15 protein-coding genes are annotated in these 14,902 nt (G+C 72.5%); 7 read left to right on the top strand and 8 right to left on the bottom strand.

Annotation, left to right across the window (positions count from 1 at the left end):
- The first annotated feature begins 62 nt into the window (after nt 1–62).
- Both AC07FN_RS24575 and AC07FN_RS24570 read left to right on the top strand, forming a co-directional pair.
- The gene (locus tag AC07FN_RS24575) at nt 63–611 is read left to right on the top strand and encodes a Chromate resistance protein ChrB (protein ID WP_452617174.1); all 549 of its coding nucleotides are present in this window, start codon (nt 63–65) and stop codon (nt 609–611) included.
- A 37-nt stretch (nt 612–648) separates the two neighbouring features.
- Nucleotides 649–1,821 carry an MFS transporter gene (locus AC07FN_RS24570; protein WP_478397731.1) on the top strand — a complete coding sequence of 391 codons (1,173 nt, stop codon included), beginning with the start codon at nt 649–651 and terminating at the stop codon, nt 1,819–1,821.
- Between the two features lie 310 nt (nt 1,822–2,131).
- Here the strand turns inward: AC07FN_RS24570 and AC07FN_RS24565 are convergent, their stop codons facing one another.
- The 3 genes from AC07FN_RS24565 to AC07FN_RS24555 form a co-directional block, all read right to left on the bottom strand.
- On the bottom strand, nt 2,132–3,640 hold the full coding sequence (locus tag AC07FN_RS24565) for an LCP family protein (RefSeq protein WP_478397730.1): 1,509 nt from the start codon (nt 3,638–3,640) through the stop codon (nt 2,132–2,134).
- 172 nt (nt 3,641–3,812) lie between these two features.
- Complete coding sequence (locus AC07FN_RS24560; RefSeq protein ID WP_478397729.1) at nt 3,813–4,379, bottom strand: GNAT family N-acetyltransferase; 567 nt, start codon at nt 4,377–4,379, stop codon at nt 3,813–3,815.
- Between the two features lie 173 nt (nt 4,380–4,552).
- A complete protein-coding gene (locus tag AC07FN_RS24555) occupies nt 4,553–5,848 on the bottom strand; it encodes a nickel pincer cofactor-dependent isomerase, group 22 (protein ID WP_478397728.1) in 1,296 nt (431 codons plus the stop codon).
- A 105-nt stretch (nt 5,849–5,953) separates the two neighbouring features.
- On the opposite strand from AC07FN_RS24555, the gene AC07FN_RS24550 reads away from it, so the two are divergent.
- Nucleotides 5,954–6,352, top strand: a complete 399-nt coding sequence (locus AC07FN_RS24550; RefSeq protein ID WP_478397727.1) for a DUF5313 family protein — start codon at nt 5,954–5,956, stop codon at nt 6,350–6,352.
- Here the strand turns inward: AC07FN_RS24550 and AC07FN_RS24545 are convergent.
- Nucleotides 6,349–7,170 carry a universal stress protein gene (locus tag AC07FN_RS24545; protein WP_478397726.1) on the bottom strand — a complete coding sequence of 274 codons (822 nt, stop codon included), beginning with the start codon at nt 7,168–7,170 and terminating at the stop codon, nt 6,349–6,351. The genes AC07FN_RS24550 and AC07FN_RS24545 overlap by 4 nt on opposite strands.
- 113 nt (nt 7,171–7,283) lie before the next feature.
- Between AC07FN_RS24545 and ilvA the strand changes: the two genes are divergently transcribed.
- Nucleotides 7,284–8,537 (top strand): threonine ammonia-lyase IlvA, encoded by a 1,254-nt coding sequence (ilvA, locus tag AC07FN_RS24540; RefSeq protein ID WP_478397725.1) that lies wholly within the window; start codon nt 7,284–7,286, stop codon nt 8,535–8,537.
- Nucleotides 8,538–8,802: 265 nt separating this feature from the next.
- Here the strand turns inward: ilvA and AC07FN_RS24535 are convergent, their stop codons facing one another.
- The 3 genes from AC07FN_RS24535 to AC07FN_RS24525 all read right to left on the bottom strand — a co-directional run bounded on the left by AC07FN_RS24535 (nt 8,803) and on the right by AC07FN_RS24525 (nt 12,101).
- Nucleotides 8,803–9,423 carry a dioxygenase family protein gene (locus tag AC07FN_RS24535; RefSeq protein ID WP_478397724.1) on the bottom strand — a complete coding sequence of 207 codons (621 nt, stop codon included), beginning with the start codon at nt 9,421–9,423 and terminating at the stop codon, nt 8,803–8,805.
- Nucleotides 9,424–9,589: 166 nt separating this feature from the next.
- The gene (locus AC07FN_RS24530; RefSeq protein WP_478397723.1) at nt 9,590–11,410 is read right to left on the bottom strand and encodes a sensor histidine kinase; all 1,821 of its coding nucleotides are present in this window, start codon (nt 11,408–11,410) and stop codon (nt 9,590–9,592) included.
- Nucleotides 11,394–12,101 (bottom strand): response regulator, encoded by a 708-nt coding sequence (locus AC07FN_RS24525; protein ID WP_478397722.1) that lies wholly within the window; start codon nt 12,099–12,101, stop codon nt 11,394–11,396. The genes AC07FN_RS24530 and AC07FN_RS24525 overlap by 17 nt, the downstream gene beginning before the upstream one ends.
- A 205-nt stretch (nt 12,102–12,306) precedes the next feature.
- On the opposite strand from AC07FN_RS24525, the gene AC07FN_RS24520 reads away from it, so the two are divergent.
- Nucleotides 12,307–12,708, top strand: a complete 402-nt coding sequence (locus AC07FN_RS24520) for a hypothetical protein (protein WP_478397721.1) — start codon at nt 12,307–12,309, stop codon at nt 12,706–12,708.
- Nucleotides 12,709–12,719: 11 nt separating this feature from the next.
- A complete protein-coding gene (locus tag AC07FN_RS24515) occupies nt 12,720–13,343 on the top strand; it encodes a class F sortase (protein WP_478397720.1) in 624 nt (207 codons plus the stop codon).
- Nucleotides 13,344–13,359: 16 nt separating this feature from the next.
- On the opposite strand, the gene AC07FN_RS24510 is transcribed toward AC07FN_RS24515, so the two are convergent.
- A complete protein-coding gene (locus AC07FN_RS24510; protein ID WP_478397719.1) occupies nt 13,360–14,166 on the bottom strand; it encodes a UbiA family prenyltransferase in 807 nt (268 codons plus the stop codon).
- 27 nt (nt 14,167–14,193) lie between these two features.
- On the opposite strand from AC07FN_RS24510, the gene AC07FN_RS24505 reads away from it, so the two are divergent.
- Nucleotides 14,194–14,901: a class I SAM-dependent methyltransferase gene (locus tag AC07FN_RS24505; RefSeq protein ID WP_452617185.1), complete on the top strand. Its 708-nt coding sequence runs from the start codon at nt 14,194–14,196 to the stop codon at nt 14,899–14,901.
- Nucleotide 14,902: the final 1 nt, after the last annotated feature.

The following is a 14,902-nucleotide window of genomic DNA, read 5'->3' as shown; positions in this document are numbered from 1 at the left end:
CCCGGCCCGCGTGCCCCGTATGGGCGACATCACGTCGTGTAACAGCTGATACATTTTGTTCCGTGACAGATGGACATCCGACGCGTTGGCTGGTCCTCGTGGTGCGGCTGCCCGCGCAACCGTCGCGGCACCGCGTGGCGGTGTGGCGGGAGCTGCGCCGGGTCGGTGCGCTCTCGCTGGGGCAGGGCACCTGGACGCTGCCGGACGTGCCCGGCGTCGCGGCCGGGGTGGCGCGAGCGATCGAGCTCGCCGAACGCGGCTCCGGCGAGGTCGTCGTGCTGGCGGCCACCGGGCGCGAGGAGCCCGATTCGGCGCGGCTGGCGGAGATGTTCACGGCCGAGCGGCAGGAGGAGTGGTCGGAGTTCCTGGCCGACTGCGGCAAGTTCGACGCCGAGATCGACAAGGAACTGCGCAACGGCAAGCTCACCATGGCCGAGCTCGAAGAGGAGGAGCAGAGCCTGGAGCGGCTGCGCCGCTGGCACCGCGACCTCAAGGCGCGCGACGTCTTCGGCGCCCCGGCGGCCGCCGAGGCCCAGGAGCGGCTGCAGCACTGCGCCGGCCGGCTGGCCGACTACACCGAACAGGTTTTCCAAGCCCTGCACCAAATGTGACCGGATGCGCCACAGTGGACGACGAGGAGATGGTCGGATGTCCGGCACCGAGCCGGTGACGCGACACGGGGTCCGGCAGGTCCTCCCGCTGTACGCGGCCGGATTCGTCACGGCCTTCGGCGCGCACAGCATCGCCGCCGGGCTCGGCGCCTACACGGGCTTCGCCTCGCTGCTCGCGCTCGGCCTGCTGCTGGCCATCTACGACGGGGCCGAGGTGATCCTCAAGCCGGTCTTCGGCGCGGTCACCGACCGGATCGGTCCGCGCCCGGTGCTGATCGGCGGCCTGCTCGCGTTCGCGGCGGCCTCGGCGGCGTTCGTCCTCGCCGGTGACCCGGCTGCGGTCGGCCTCGCCCGCTTCGGCCAGGGCGCGGCTGCCGCCGCGTTCTCCCCGGCCGCCGGGACGCTGGTCGCCCGGCTGGCGCCGGACTCCCAGCACGGCCGCGCCTTCGGTGGCTACGGCGCCTGGAAGGGCCTCGGCTACGCCCTCGGCCCGGTGCTCGGCGGCGTCCTGATCACCTTGGGCGGGTTCGACCTGCTCTTCGGCGCGCTGGCGGCGCTCGCGCTCGCGGTGCTCGCCTGGGCGGTGCTGATCGTGCCGAAGGTGCCGCCGCTGCCGCGGACCCGGCAGACCCTGCTCGACCTGGGCCGCCGGTTGGCCGCGCCCGGTTTCCTGCGGCCGACGGCGGCCCTGGCCGGTGCGACGGCGGCGTTGGCGGTGGGCGTCGGGTTCCTGCCGGTGGTAGGCGCGGGCGATGGGCTGGGCCCGCTGGGCACCGGCGCGGCGGTGTCGGTGCTCGCGACGACCGCGGCGCTGGTGCAGCCGTGGGTGGGCAGGGCGCGCGACGCGGGACGGTTGTCCGAGGTGCCCAGCATGACCGGGGGACTGGCGGTGGCGGCGGTCGGGTTGCTCGCGGCGACGGTGGTTCCCGGCCTGCCGGGACTCCTCTTGGCGTCGGTCACCATCGGCGTCGGCACCGGCGTCGTCACGCCGCTGGGCTTCGCGCACCTGGCGGCGTCGACGCCGCGCGAGCGGCTCGGCCAGACGATGGGCTCGGCGGAGGTCGGGCGCGAGCTGGGCGACGCTGGCGGCCCGCTGCTGGTCGGCGCGATCGCCGCCGCAGCCTCCCTCGGGCTGGGCCTGGCCGGTCTGGCCGTGGTGCTGCTGGCGCTGGTCGCGGCGTTGTGGGTGGGCACCCGTACGCGTCGCTGAGGCCGGTTTTTGACCTCGCAACCAACGTCGTCGCGGCGTATCGTGGCGGAGCGGCGATTCGCTCCGGACCACAGCCGTCGCATGGTGCTGGGGCTGTTGAGCGGTTGCCGTTGTTCGAGAGATGGATGCTCGCTTGGTGTCCGGAGTCCGGGCGGACGTGCCCCACGCGAACATCCGACAACCGGGGCGGGGCCGGCGTAGGTGGCCCCACCGGCTGGCGGTTTGTTCACTGGGGGTAGCCACCAGTCGAGCCGGTCGGTGGTGAGACGGGCGAGGGGGCCGCCTCACCACCGACTTTCCCGCTCTTCGCTCAGTTGACGCACGGCACGCCGTCGGCGGTGATCGGTTCCGCGCCGGTCCCGGTGGCCTGCTGCCGGTGCGGGCCGTCGAGCCGGACGGCGCCGGGCGGCGCGAAACCCGGCGCGGCGGGCCCGTGGTAGTCGCTGCCGATGATCACCTGGACCCGGCCGCGGGGCAGCGACCCGTCGGCCTCGACAGGCAGGCTGCCGAGCAGCGACGCGATCCGCTCGGCGGACTCGCCGCCGTCCTGGCCGTGGCGCACGACCGATTTCGCCCGGGCGGGCGAGTTGCCGACCTGGCTCACCGGCACGCCCCGGTTGGCGAGTTCGGTGCGCACCCGCTGGGCCAGCCCGGATGTCTTCGTCGCGTTGAGCACGTCCACTGCCGAATCGGCTTCGGCGCCGGCCGTTGCGGGGTCGATCGTGCTGCTGATCGCGGCCTTCACCTTGCGGGGATCGACCAGGATGGCGTCGCCGTCCTCCGGCGTCTCGTAGTCGGCGTCCTCGATGGGGATCGTGGTAAACCGGACCGCGCCGCCGGCCAGCCCGCGCAGCCGGTCGGCGAACGCGAGCACGTCCCAGTCCCGGTCGAGCACCACGGATTCCTGCAGCGACCTGATCAGGTCGCGCAGCCGGGCCGGGTTGGCCAGCACGCCGCCGGAGAGCACCGATTGCGTGAGCCCGGCGAGGAAGGCCTGCTGGCGCACCACGCGGTCCAGGTCGCCGCGCGGCAGGCCGTGCCGCTGGCGGACGAACGCGAGCGCGTCCGTGCCCGTGATCGTCTGCGGCCCGGCCGGGAAGTTCGCGCCGGAGTAGGTGTCCCGTGCGGGCGCCAGCAGGCACACCGGGACGCCGCCCACCGCCTCGGTGATCCGCGCGAAGCCGAGCAGGTTGACCTCGGCGTAGTGGTCGATCGACACGCCGGTCAGCTGCTCGACGGTGCGCACCAGCAGTTTGCGCCCGGCGTCGCCGCCCAGCCGCGCCAGCTCCGCGGGATCCGCGGTGCCGCGCTTGGTCTGCGCCGCGATGGCGGCCTCCTTGCCCCGGCCGTACGCGGAATTGATCTTGTGCCGGCCGAACCCGGGGATATGCACGAACGCGTCGCGCGGGAAGGAGAAGCCGACCGCGCTGGAACCGTCGTTGGGGATGTGCAGCAGGATGATCGTGTCGGTCAGCGCCGCGTCGTTGGCCCCCGCGCGCAACTCCCGGAGGACCGCCTCGGGCAGCGGGTTGCCGTGCGCGTCGGTCCGGCTGTCCATGCCGACCAGCAGGACGTCGGTCGCCCCGTCGGCGCCGGCCCCGTCGATGACGTCGCTGGTCGCGAGTCCGTCGAGCAGGTGCCGGTAGTTGGACCACGCGTATCCCGTCACCACCAGGATCAGCACCGACAGCACGGTCACCGCTGCGCGCGCACCCGCGCGGGCGCGCTCGGCCGAGCGCCGGGCCTGCGGCCGGCGCGGCGCGGGGCGGGGTGCGGCGGGTCGGCGGGCGGCCGCGCGGGCGTTGCGGTGCGGTGGCACGGTACCTCCGGCGGGTGCGCCCCTGGCGCTGCTCGAACTCCGGTGACCCCTCAAGCATCGCATTCGCCCGGGCATCCAGCAGATCATCCGATAGCGGATGATCTAGCGACGCAGGGTAACTGGCGCATTCGTCCACTGCGGACGATGCGACCGGCCACAGTGGATCGCGGGGTCAGTCCTCGGTGCCTCCGGAGGCGGGTTCGCCGGGCAGATCGCCCTGCCGGATGCGGTAGACCTGCAGCGCCGTGTCGTAGTACTTGGTGGTCTCGCCGACCCACTCCATGCCGATGCGTTCCGCGGTGGCGATCGCGCGGGTGTTGTCCGGCCGGGCCAGTCCGAAGACCTCGTCGATGTCGAAGGTGAACGCCCAGCGCAGCAGCGCGGAGGCGGCCTCGGTGGCGTAACCGTGCCCCCAGGTCTCGGGGCGCAGCTGCCAGGTCAGCTCCATGTCGTGGTCGTACGGCGGCAGCATCCGCAGCACCAGGCCGCCGATCACCGCGTCGTCGGACCGGCGCTGCATCGCCCACCGGCCGGTGGGCGGCACCAGGCTGGGTTGCGACTCGGTCCAGGACTGCACCACGGCGCGCATCGCGGCGAGGTCGGCGACGTTGGCGATCACCGGGGTGAGCCACTCGGTCACCTCGGGGCGGCCGTAGAGGGCGAGCGCGGCCTGCACGTCGGCGTCGCCGGTGGTCCAGTCGCGCACGATCAGCCGCTCGGTTGTCAGGGGAGGCTGCATGGCGGCCCTCGCCTTCGCCGAAGCAGGGGAGAACCTCCCGATTCTAGTTCGCGGCGTCCACCGGAGCGCATAGCGTTGATTGCGCCTATTCTTTCAGTGTCAATCGAAATCAATCTCCGGTGCGCCGAGGTCGCGGCGGGTGGGTACGTCGGGTTTCGGTTCGAGTGAGCGGGTCAGTGGTCCGCCGGTAGGGGTGGCAGGGTGCCCGTCGCGTCGAAGTCCCAGTCGCGGGGTTCGCCGAGGGCGACCATGTCCGGGTGGTCGGCGACCTCCTGGGCGTAGGCCTCCGAGACCTCGATGCGGGGCATCGACAGGGTGTTGCGGATGCGCACCACCCGCGCCGGGCGGTCCTCGGTGCCGCGGGACATGTGCAGCGCCGCGATGATCGCGTCCCGGTCGTTGGCCAGCGCCATCGGGATCCGCGCTCCGTCGGGTACCCCGGAGGTCAGCGAGTTCGTGTAGAACGAGCCGAACTCGATCTGGTCCACGCAGCGCTGGGTGGTCACGTCCGCCATGCCCAGGCCGCAGGCGTTGCCGTTGGTGTGCTCGGTGAGGCCGAGGACCACGATCCGCTTGATCGGCACCGCCTTGAACTTGTCCGCGTTGACCGGGGCGCGGCCGGTGATGTTCGGGTCCATGCCCGCGCCGCTGATGTCCTTGCCGATCTCGTCGACGACCAGTACGTCGATGTCCGACACCAGCAGCTTCGGCATCAGCCGCTTGGCCTCGACCAGCAGCTCCGCCTCGCGGGCCAGCAGCTTCTCGGTCGGCACCAGCTCGATGCGCGCGACGTGCTCGTAGGCGTTCTCCACCACGGCCATGCCGAACTCGATCGGCACCACGTCGAGCACCGCCTCGGCCACCGCCGGGATCAGCCGGTCGAACGCCTCGAAGCCGTGCGTGTGCAGGATCGTCGCGCCGCGGTGCTTGCCGAGGCCGATGGCGATCATCTTCGCCAGGCCGCTCTCGTGGGTGCCGCGGAAGTCGGTGTGCGGCTTGACCCGGCCGAGGACCACCACGCCGTCGGCCTGGGCGACCTCGGCGTCGAAGTGCACCGGGGTTCCGTCGGGCAGTTCGGCGACCACGACCGTGTCCATCGAGGAGACCACCGGCGCGCCCACCGTCTCCTCGGTGATCCCGTACTCGGCGAGCACCTGCCGCTGGCCTTCGGCGGTGCCGCCGCCGTGGCTGCCCATCGCCGGCACCACGAACGGCTTCGCGCCGCAGCCGGCCAGGGCGTCGACCAGGGTGGCGACGATGCGGTCGATGCGGGCCACGCCGCGGCTGCCCGCAGGGATCGCGATGCGCTTGCCGGCGACCGGGTTCGCGCGGTCGTGCTCGGCGACCTGCTCGCGGATGGCGGCTTCGAGGTCCTCGACGGCCGCCGCGGCGAACCGCTGCTCGATCGGGATCATCCTGGGGAGTTCGATGTCGGCGCCGGCCAACCGGACATTTTCGACGTTGAACATGCGGCGATCCTTCTGCGCGTTGACCGGGAGAGTGGTCTGAACAGTTGACCGCGATCTTCGCACGCGGGACAGCCCGGCGGAAGGGGCGAGCCGTAGGCTGGGCGGATGCCAGTGAAGCGCCCGAACCCCGGCTGGTGGCTGTACTACGAGTTCGGCGGCAGGCTCCCCGAGCGGTATCGCGAGTGGGTGCTGCGCGACGCCACCTGCAAGTCGTGGGTGCTGCGGGTGCTGGTCCGGGGGCTGCTCCAGATCGCGCCGCTGGGTGCGGCGCTGTTCGTCGGGTTCGGCGTGCTGGGCGGGTCGTGGCCGATCGCCGGCGGCGCGCTGCTGCTGGGCGTGCTCGTGGTGGCCCGCATCGTGCTGACCAGCGCGGTGGACAACGTCGACGCGCGCCTCGTCCGCTACGGCTACCCGCCGGGCCACGGCTCCGCCGTCCGTCGGCAGCGCGACGCCGATGCCGCCGAGCGCTACCGCGCGGTGTGGTGCCAGGCGCCGCCGGGCTAGCCGGGGTTGCGGACCACCGCGACCGGACACGGCGCGTGGTGCAGGACGCCGTTGGCGACCGAGCCGAGCAGCAGCCCGGCGAAGCCGCCGCGGCCGCGGTGACCGACCACCAGCAACTGCGCCCGCCGGGCCGCGGCGCACAGCGTCGCGACCGGGTGCTCGTTGGCCACCTCGCGGCGCACCGTGACGTCCGGGTAGTCGGCGCACCAGCCCGAGAGCTGTTCGGAGAGGTGCAGTTCGGCCCGGTTCTGGATCTCCTGGCGGTCGGGCACGGGATAGGTGCCGGCGGTGAAGTAGGCATCGGGCAGCGCCTGCACCGCGAGCAGGCCGGCGTGCCGTCGGCTCGCGGCGTCGAATGCGTAGTGCACCGCGATGCGGTTGACCGCCGAGTTGTCGACACCGACGACGACCGGACCCGAGGCGGCCGCGTCACCGCGCACCACGACGACCGGGCAGCGGGCGTGCGCTGCGACCGAGGTGCTGATCGCGCCGAGCAACGCGTCCCGGAACACCCCGTGCCCGCGCGACCCGACGACCACCAGCTGGGCGCTGTCCGAGCGGCGGACCAGCTCCTCGGCGGGGTGCCCGGTGGCGACCTCGTCGGTGATCGCGGTCTCGGGCCGCTCGCGGTGGCAGCGTTCGGCGACGTCGCGGACCGCCTGCTTGGAGAAGCCTTCCCTGGCGGGATCGTCGTTGACCACGACCAGGTGCACCGGAACGCCCAGCCGCACCGCCTCGGCCGCGGCCCACAGCGCCGCCTGCGCGGACGATTCCGAGCCGTCGACACCCACCACCACCGACTGCTTCGCCCTGGTCATCGCCCATCGCCTCCTCCGCACCACTGTGCGCATCCGCCGGTGACGGCGAGTAGGGTCGATGTGCCCCGGGCCGCCCCGCCCGGGTCCTGGCCGACCAGCGCACTTAGTATCGGTTGGTGTCCGATGAGCTGAGTCCCGCAGCGATCTTCCGCGCCGGAACCCGCCTGCGGCAGGTGGTCCGCCGCACGCCGCTGGAAACGAGCAGCCGCCTGACCGGCGAACTTGGCGTCCCGGTGCGGCTCAAGCGGGAGGACATGCAGGTCTGTCGCTCCTACAAGGTGCGCGGTGCGTACAACCTGATCTCCTCGCTGAGCCCGGCCGAGCGCGAGCGCGGCGTCGTGTGCGCCAGCGCGGGCAACCACGCGCAGGGCGTGGCGTTCGCCTGCCGCGAGCTGAAGATCAAGGGCCGGGTGTACCTGCCGGCGAACACGCCCCGGCAGAAGCGGCGGCGGATCGCCGCGCTCGGCGGCGAGTGGGTCGAGCCGGTGATCGTGGGCAGCTCCTTCGACGAGGCGAGCGCGGCGTCCAAAGAGGACAGCCAGCGCACCGGCGCGGTCTACGTGCACCCCTTCGACGATCCGCGGACCATCGCCGGGCAGGGCACCGTCGGCCTGGAGATCGCCGAGCAGCACGACGGCCCGATCGACACCGTGATCGTGCCGGTCGGCGGCGGCGGGCTGCTGGCGGGCGTGGTGCTGTGGCTCAAGGCGCACTTCCCCGAGGTCCGGGTGATCGGGGCCGAGCCGGCCGGCGCGGCGAGCATGCGCGCCGCGCTGGACCACGGCGGGCCGATCGCGCTGCCGTCGGTGGACACCTTCGTCGACGGTGCCGCGGTCGGGCGCGTCGGCGATGCCGGGTTCCAGGTGGTGCGGGAGCTGGTCGACGAGCTGGTGGCGGTGCCCGAGGGCGCGGTGTGCACCGAGATGATCGAGCTGTACCAGACCGAGGGCATCATCGCCGAGCCCGCCGGTGCGCTGGCCAGTGCGGCGGCCCGGCTGCCGCTGGAGCGCCCGGCCCGCGGCCCGGTGGTGTGCGTGGTCTCCGGCGGCAACAACGACCTCAGCCGCTACGGCGAGGTCGTCGAGCGTTCGCTGGTGCACGAGGGCCTGCGGCACTACTTCCTGGTCACCTTCCCGCAGGAACCGGGCGCGCTGCGGCACTTCCTCGACGACGTGCTCGACGACGGCCAGGACATCGTCGCGTTCGAGTACGTGAAGAAGAACAACAGGGAGACCGGCCCGGCGCTGGTCGGCATCGAGCTCGACCGCGCCGACGAGCTGGACGGCCTGCTGAAGCGGATGAAGGAATCCCCGCTGCAGATCGAGCAGGTCCCACCGGGCTCCCCGCTGTTCTCGTTCCTGATCTGAAGACCTGTCTCCGATCTCCATTTGCGTGACGGTGCGGGTGGCGGAACCTCAGACGCCGTCTGGACTGTGGGAGCCCCGGTTTACGTATGACCAATACGCGGCATCGGGGCTGTCCTCGCCAGACGACGTCTGAGAACCCGCGGCGGTGCGAGTTGCGTAGGTGGGCTAAGCGGCTGCGCCGCTTCAAAGGCACAAGCCCGATCGAACGGCCGTCGGTGACAGCTGTTCCAGGCTCGTCCTGGGTGGTGGGTAACGGGGGGGCAGGTCAGGGCAGGTTGAGGACGAAGTCGAACGTGGCGATCTTGCCCTCCGGGCCGTCCTGGACCGCCATCAGCAGCGCCGGGTCGAAGATCTGGTCCCAGTTGTTGCCGGGCTCGCCGGGGAAGTACAGCTGCGTGGTGAGGATCGGCTGGTTCGGGGCCTGCGCCTTGACGTGGATGTGCCTGGTGCGGCCCGGGTACAGGCCGGCCACGATGGTGTCGAGCCGGAATCGGCCCTCGGTGTCGGTGAACTGGTGGCCGCGCAGCGTGTAGCCGGTGTTGTCGTACACCCCCACGTTGTCGGCCTGCCAGAAGTCGAGCAGCACGTTCGCCAGCGGCTTGCACGAGATGCTGTAGACGAAGCCGCTGACCACCAGCGGGGTGCCGGGCATGCCGGGTTCCCGCAGGTCGGCGCGCTCGGGCGAGTTGGGCTTGAAGTACGGGCCCTCCATCTGCTCGTGGGTCGGGCCGTCGCTGTCGTCGCACATCGGCGTCGGGGTCAGCGGTCCGGCGTCGGCGCGCGGCGCGCGCAGCACCTCGCCGGCCACCGCGGGTATCGCGGCCGCCGTCACCAGGCCCGCCTTCAGGAACGTCGCGCGGCGGATCCGTCTCTCCTCGTCGGTCATGTTCCGGCCTCCGTTTTCAAGTGGAACTTTATTGGTGTAAACCATTTCAGATGGTTGTTCTTCGCATTTCGACCGCGAAAAGCATGAATCGGGATCGGCAGAAAGCATTAGGGCGCAAGGGAAAAGGCGGCGTTCGGGGTAAGCGCCGCTGAGGCGCCCGGCCGCGTCAGGAGCGTTCAGGCGTCGTCGCCGGCAGGTGGATGGTGAAAGTGGTGCCGACGCCGACGGTGCTGCGGACCGCGATGCGGCCGCCGTGCACGTTCACGAGGTGGTGGGTGATGGCCAGGCCGAGGCCGCTGCCGCCGCCGTGCCGGTTGCGGGACTTCTCCGCCCGCCAGAAGCGGTCGAACACGTGCGGCAGCGCGGCCGCGTCGATGCCGACGCCGGTGTCGGCCACCTCGATGGCCACCTCGCCGCCCGCGCGCCGCGCCCACAACCTGACCCGGCCGCCGGATGGCGTGTAGCGCAACGCGTTCGACACCAGGTTGCCCAGCGCTTGCCGCAGCCGGGTCGGGTCGGCGGTGAGGTCGGGGTCGTCCTCGACGGTGACGACCAGCGCGACGCCGCCCGCATCGGCCCGGCCCCGGTGCGCCGCGGCGACCTGCTCCAGCAGCGCGCCGACGTGCACGGGCTCGGGGTACACGCGGAGCTTCCCGGCGTCGGCCAGCGCGAGGTCCTGCAGGTCGTCTATCAGGTGCTGCAGGAGCAGGGTCTCCTCCAGCAGCGAGGCCACCAGCGGTTGGTCCAGGGTGGCGACGCCGTCCTGCGAGGCCTCCAGCCAGCCCCGCACGTTCACCAGCGGCGTGCGCAGTTCGTGCGCGATGTCGCTGACCATCGTCTTGCGCTGCTGTTCGGTGCGCTCGACCTGCTCCGACATCGCGTTGAACGCGGCCGCCAGCTCGCCGATCTCGCCGCGCGCGCTCGTCCTCACCCGGGCCGACCGGTCGCCGCCGCCCATCCGCCGGGCCGCGGCGGTGATCGCGTCGATCGGGCGGACCAAGCGGCTGGCGGCGAGCGCAGTCATGCCGACGGTCAGCACCAGCACCACCAGCGCGGTCCACGCGATCCGCGCGGTGCCCACAGTAGACAGGTCGGTCGCGGCGTGATTCCCGCCGGGCTTGGTGATGAACAGGTGCGCGGCGGGGGAGACGTAGGAGCCGAGCTGTTCCCGGTGTCCGGAGTCCACGCAGCGCTTGGCGCCCGGATCGGTGCGGAGTTCCTCCGGTGAGGTCACCGCCGCCGACTGGGCCGGCAGCGGATCGAGCCCCTGCCGGGCCAGGCAGGCGTTGACCAGGGCGAGCAGTTCGGCGCCGGCCTTGCGCTCGGTTTCAGTCGCCTCCAATTGCGTGGAGCAGGGCACTTCCGGTGAAGCGGTGGGCGCGGTGGTTTGGGACGGTTCCGGTTCGGCGGGCCTCGACTTCTTGGGAGCAGCGTCGTTCGGGACGAGCTGGACGACCGGGCGGCCGTTGGGGCGCTCGACGATCACGCCGTCGTCGCCGAGCCGCCGGAAGCAGTCCAGCTGCCGCTGCGCGGCCTTGCCCAGCTCGTCGTGCTCCGCGGCGGTCAGCCGGTACGGGCCGACGGCGCGCGGATCGATGCCCGCGGCCGCCGCATCGGGCTTGAGCACCGGGTCGACCGCGAGCGGATCCACCACCGCGGACGGGGTTTTCGGCAGTTGGGGGTCCTTCGGCCCGCCGGAGTCGGCGATCGGCACCCTCGACGTGGTCGTCAGCGTGATCCGCCGCCCGGTCTGCGCGGCCAGGTCCGCCACCACCTGCTGGACCCCGGACCACTGCGGATTCGTGGCCGCGTAGCCGAGCAGCGAATCGTAGATCTTGGCGTCGGTGGCCAGGGTTTCGCCGAGTTCCTGGTTGATCGCCCCGCTGGTGCTCTGCGCGGCCAGCCACGCGGTGGCGCCGATGGAACAGCCGGCCACCACCACCGACATCGCCAGCAACCGGGCGAGCAGGCTATGCCGGCGCGCCATCGGCGGAGCCGTCCTGGAGCTTGTAGCCGACGCCGTACACGGTGAGCAGGTGGATCGGCCGCCGGGGATCGGGTTCGAGCTTGCGGCGCAGGTTCATCACATGCACGTCGATGGTGCGCTCGGTGATGAATTTGTCCATGCCGAACGCCTGGCTGAGCAGCTGGCCGCGGGTGAAGACGCGGCCGGGCTCCGAGGCCAGCACCGCGAGCATCCGGAACTCCGCGGGAGTGCAGTCCAGCGGGGCGCCGCCGAGGGTGATCTCGTGGCGCTGCTGGTCCACCACCAGATCGCCGACGCGCAACGGCTGCTGGTCGTTGTCCTGGCTGCGGCGGACGCGGCGCAGGATCGCGCGGATGCGGGCGGCGAGCTGGCGCGGGCTGTAAGGCTTGGTCACGTAGTCGTCCGCGCCGAGGTCCAGCCCGAGCAGCACGTCCTCCTCCGTGGTCCGCGCGGTGAGCAGCACGATCGGGACGTCCGATTCGGCCCGCAGGATCCGGCACACGTCCAGGCCGTCGACCTTGGGCATCATCACGTCCAGCACGATCAGGTCGGGCGCGCGTCGCCGCGCCTCGTCGATCGCCGCGCGACCGTCGTGCACGACCACCACGCGGTGGTTGTCGTGCTCCAGATATCGCCGGATCAACTCGGCCTGCTTCGGGTCGTCCTCCGCGACCAGCACCTGTGCGCTCACATCGCGCATTATCGCTTTCCGCCCGCGCGGCGGGTGATCCGCCACCGGACCTTGACCGCGGCTGAACAGGTTCTTCACATTTCCGCGACCGGTGGCGGAATCGAACAGGTTCTTCACATCGATCAGACGGGATCTTGAAAAGGCCGCCGCATTCTGGCTCTCGTCCGGGACTCCGGGCGAACAGTCGAATGGAAGGACACGATCGATGAAGCTTGGTCGTACGTGCGCGGCAGCTGCGCTCCTCGGCGCGGCGGCGCTGCCGCTGGCGGCGCCGATCAGCTGGGCCGGCGAGCCGGCCGCCGCTCCGGTGGGCGAGCAGCAGGCCCCGGAATCGCCCCGGTCGGAGCAGCCGAAGGAGTCGACGCCGGCCGCGCCGGTGCCCGAGGCGACCCGGGCCGAACAGCCGAAGCAGTCGACTCAGGCCGTGCCGAAGCCGGCCGGAGACGACCAGGTGAGCCAGCGCCCGGTGGGCGCGCCGGAAACCGGTGGCGGGCCGGTGGAGTCGGGCTTCGACCCGGCGATCCTCGGCGGTGCCGCCGCGGCTGTCGTGGTGGCGGGCGGCGGGGCCGCGCTGGTGCTGCGCCGCCGGCGCGCGGGCGCGAACTGAGGCGCATCCGCATGAGCGTGCATCCCCGGGCACGGGGGAACCGGGGCGGTCGCGGAACGATCGCGGCCGCCCTGGTCCTCGCGGCCCTGGCGCTTTCCGGTTGTTCGCCCGGCGGGCAGTCCATCGACCTCGTCACGCCCGTTTCGGCGCCGGTGCGGCAATCGCCTGCGGTGCCGCGATCGGAACCGGCGTGGATCGAGATACCCCGGATCGGCGCGCGGTCGTCGCTGATCCCGCTGGGGCTCAACCCGGACCGGACGATCGAGGTCCCGGCCGTGCACCAGCCGATGCAGGCCGGCTGGTACCAGTACGGCCCCACGCCGGGCGAAGCGGGACCGGCGGTGGTGCTCGGGCACGTCAACGGCGATGGCCAGGACGGCATCTTCGCGCGGCTGCGCGAACTGCGGCCCGGCGACGAGATCCTCATCGGCCGCCAGGACGGGCGGGTCGCGAGATTCGTCGTGGACCGCATGGCGCAGCCGCCGAAGACCGGGTTCCCCGCCGACGAGGTGTACGGCAACACCGCCGGCCCGGAATTGCGGCTGATCACCTGCGGTGGCTCGTTCGACCACTCGGCCCGCAGCTACCGCGACAACATCATCGCCTTCGCCGCCCTGACCGGAATGGCCGGCTGAGTACCGTCCACTTAGGTCACGAAGGCTGGATGCCGGTGCTCAGCAGCATCGCGACGTCGAGCAGGGCGACGAGGACGACCGCGTGGAAGGCGGTGCGGGAGCCGGGGCGGCGGCCGAGCAGGACACCGGCGCCGAGCACGGCCGCCGCCAGCGGCAGGACCACCCAGCTGGACACGCCTGCCAGCACCGCCGACGCGGTCAGCACCAGCAACGCCGCCGCCGCAGTGCTTTTCGCCGCGCCGAGGCGGTGCGGCAGGCCGCGGACGCCGGTGGCCGCGTCGTCGGCCAGATCCGGCAGCGCGTTCACGAAGTGCGCGGCCGAACCGAGCAGCGCCGCGGCGAGCATGAGCTGCACCGGTGGGGGACCGGTGCCGCCCAACGCCACGAACGCGGGCAGCAGGCCGAACGACACGGCATAGGGCAGCACCGAAAGCGGGCCGGTCTTCATGCCGAGGTCGTAAGCCCACGCCGACACCAGCGCGACGAAGTGGACCGCCGTCGCGGCGACGCCGAACGGCAGCGACAGCACCACGGCCACGGGCGCCGACACCAGCACCGCGATCAGCGCCGCCCGCCGCGAGACCTCCCCGGCCGCCACCGGCTTGCCCCGCCGCCGGACCCGGGCATCCCGGTCGGCATCCACCAGGTCGTTGAGCCACCCGACGGACAGCTGCCCGGCCAGCACCGCCGCAGCCGTCAGGAGCACGCCGCCCGCGTCGCGCCCGGTGGTGGCCGCGAGCCCGGCGGCGATCGCGGTGACCGCGACCGCCGGCCCCGGGTGCGAGGCCCGGAGCAGCGAGGATGCCGTTGCGAAGTGCCGCACCCGGCCGAGTGTGCCAGCCTGGAGCGCATGGCACGCTCCGGCCGGACCGTGCGGCGCAACGATCCTTTGCTGTACGAGGTTTTCGCCGACCAGTGGTGGCAGCCGCGTGGCGTCTTCGCGATGTTGCACTGGCTCGCCGCCGCACGCGGCGCACTGGTTCCCACCGCCGCGCGGAACGGCGCGGTGCTGGTGGATCTCGGCTGCGGGGCGGGCCTGCTGGCCCCGCACGTGGCGGGCAAGGGATACCGGCACATCGGCGTGGACCGGTCGCCGACCGCGTTGCGGCAGGCAGCCGAGCACGGCGTGCAGCCCGTGGTCGGCGACGTCCTCGCGGTTCCGCTGCCGGACGGGTGCGCGGACTGCGTGGTGGCCGGGGAGGTGCTGGAGCACGTGACCGATCTGCCCGCCGCGGTGGCGGAAGCGTGCCGGGTGCTGCGGACCGGGGGCCTGCTGGTGCTGGACACCCTCGCGGCGACGGCCCTGTGCCGGGTGGTGGCGATCGGGATCGCCGAACGCGTGGCGGTGCGCGGCGTGCACGATCCAGCGCTGCTGGTCGATCGCGCCGAGCTGATCGCCGAGGCGGCCCGGCACGGCGTGGCGCTGCGGCTGCGCGGCGTGCGGCCGTCGTGGCTGGACCTGCTGGCGTGGGCCGCCGGCCGCCGGGGCGGTGTCCGGATGCTCCCGTTCTCCTCCACTGCCGTGCTGTTCCAGGGCATCGGCCGGAAGAAGGGGTGAA

The organism is Saccharopolyspora sp. NPDC045941, from assembly GCF_056431445.1.
This window is presented reverse-complemented; position numbering and strand designations above follow the sequence as displayed.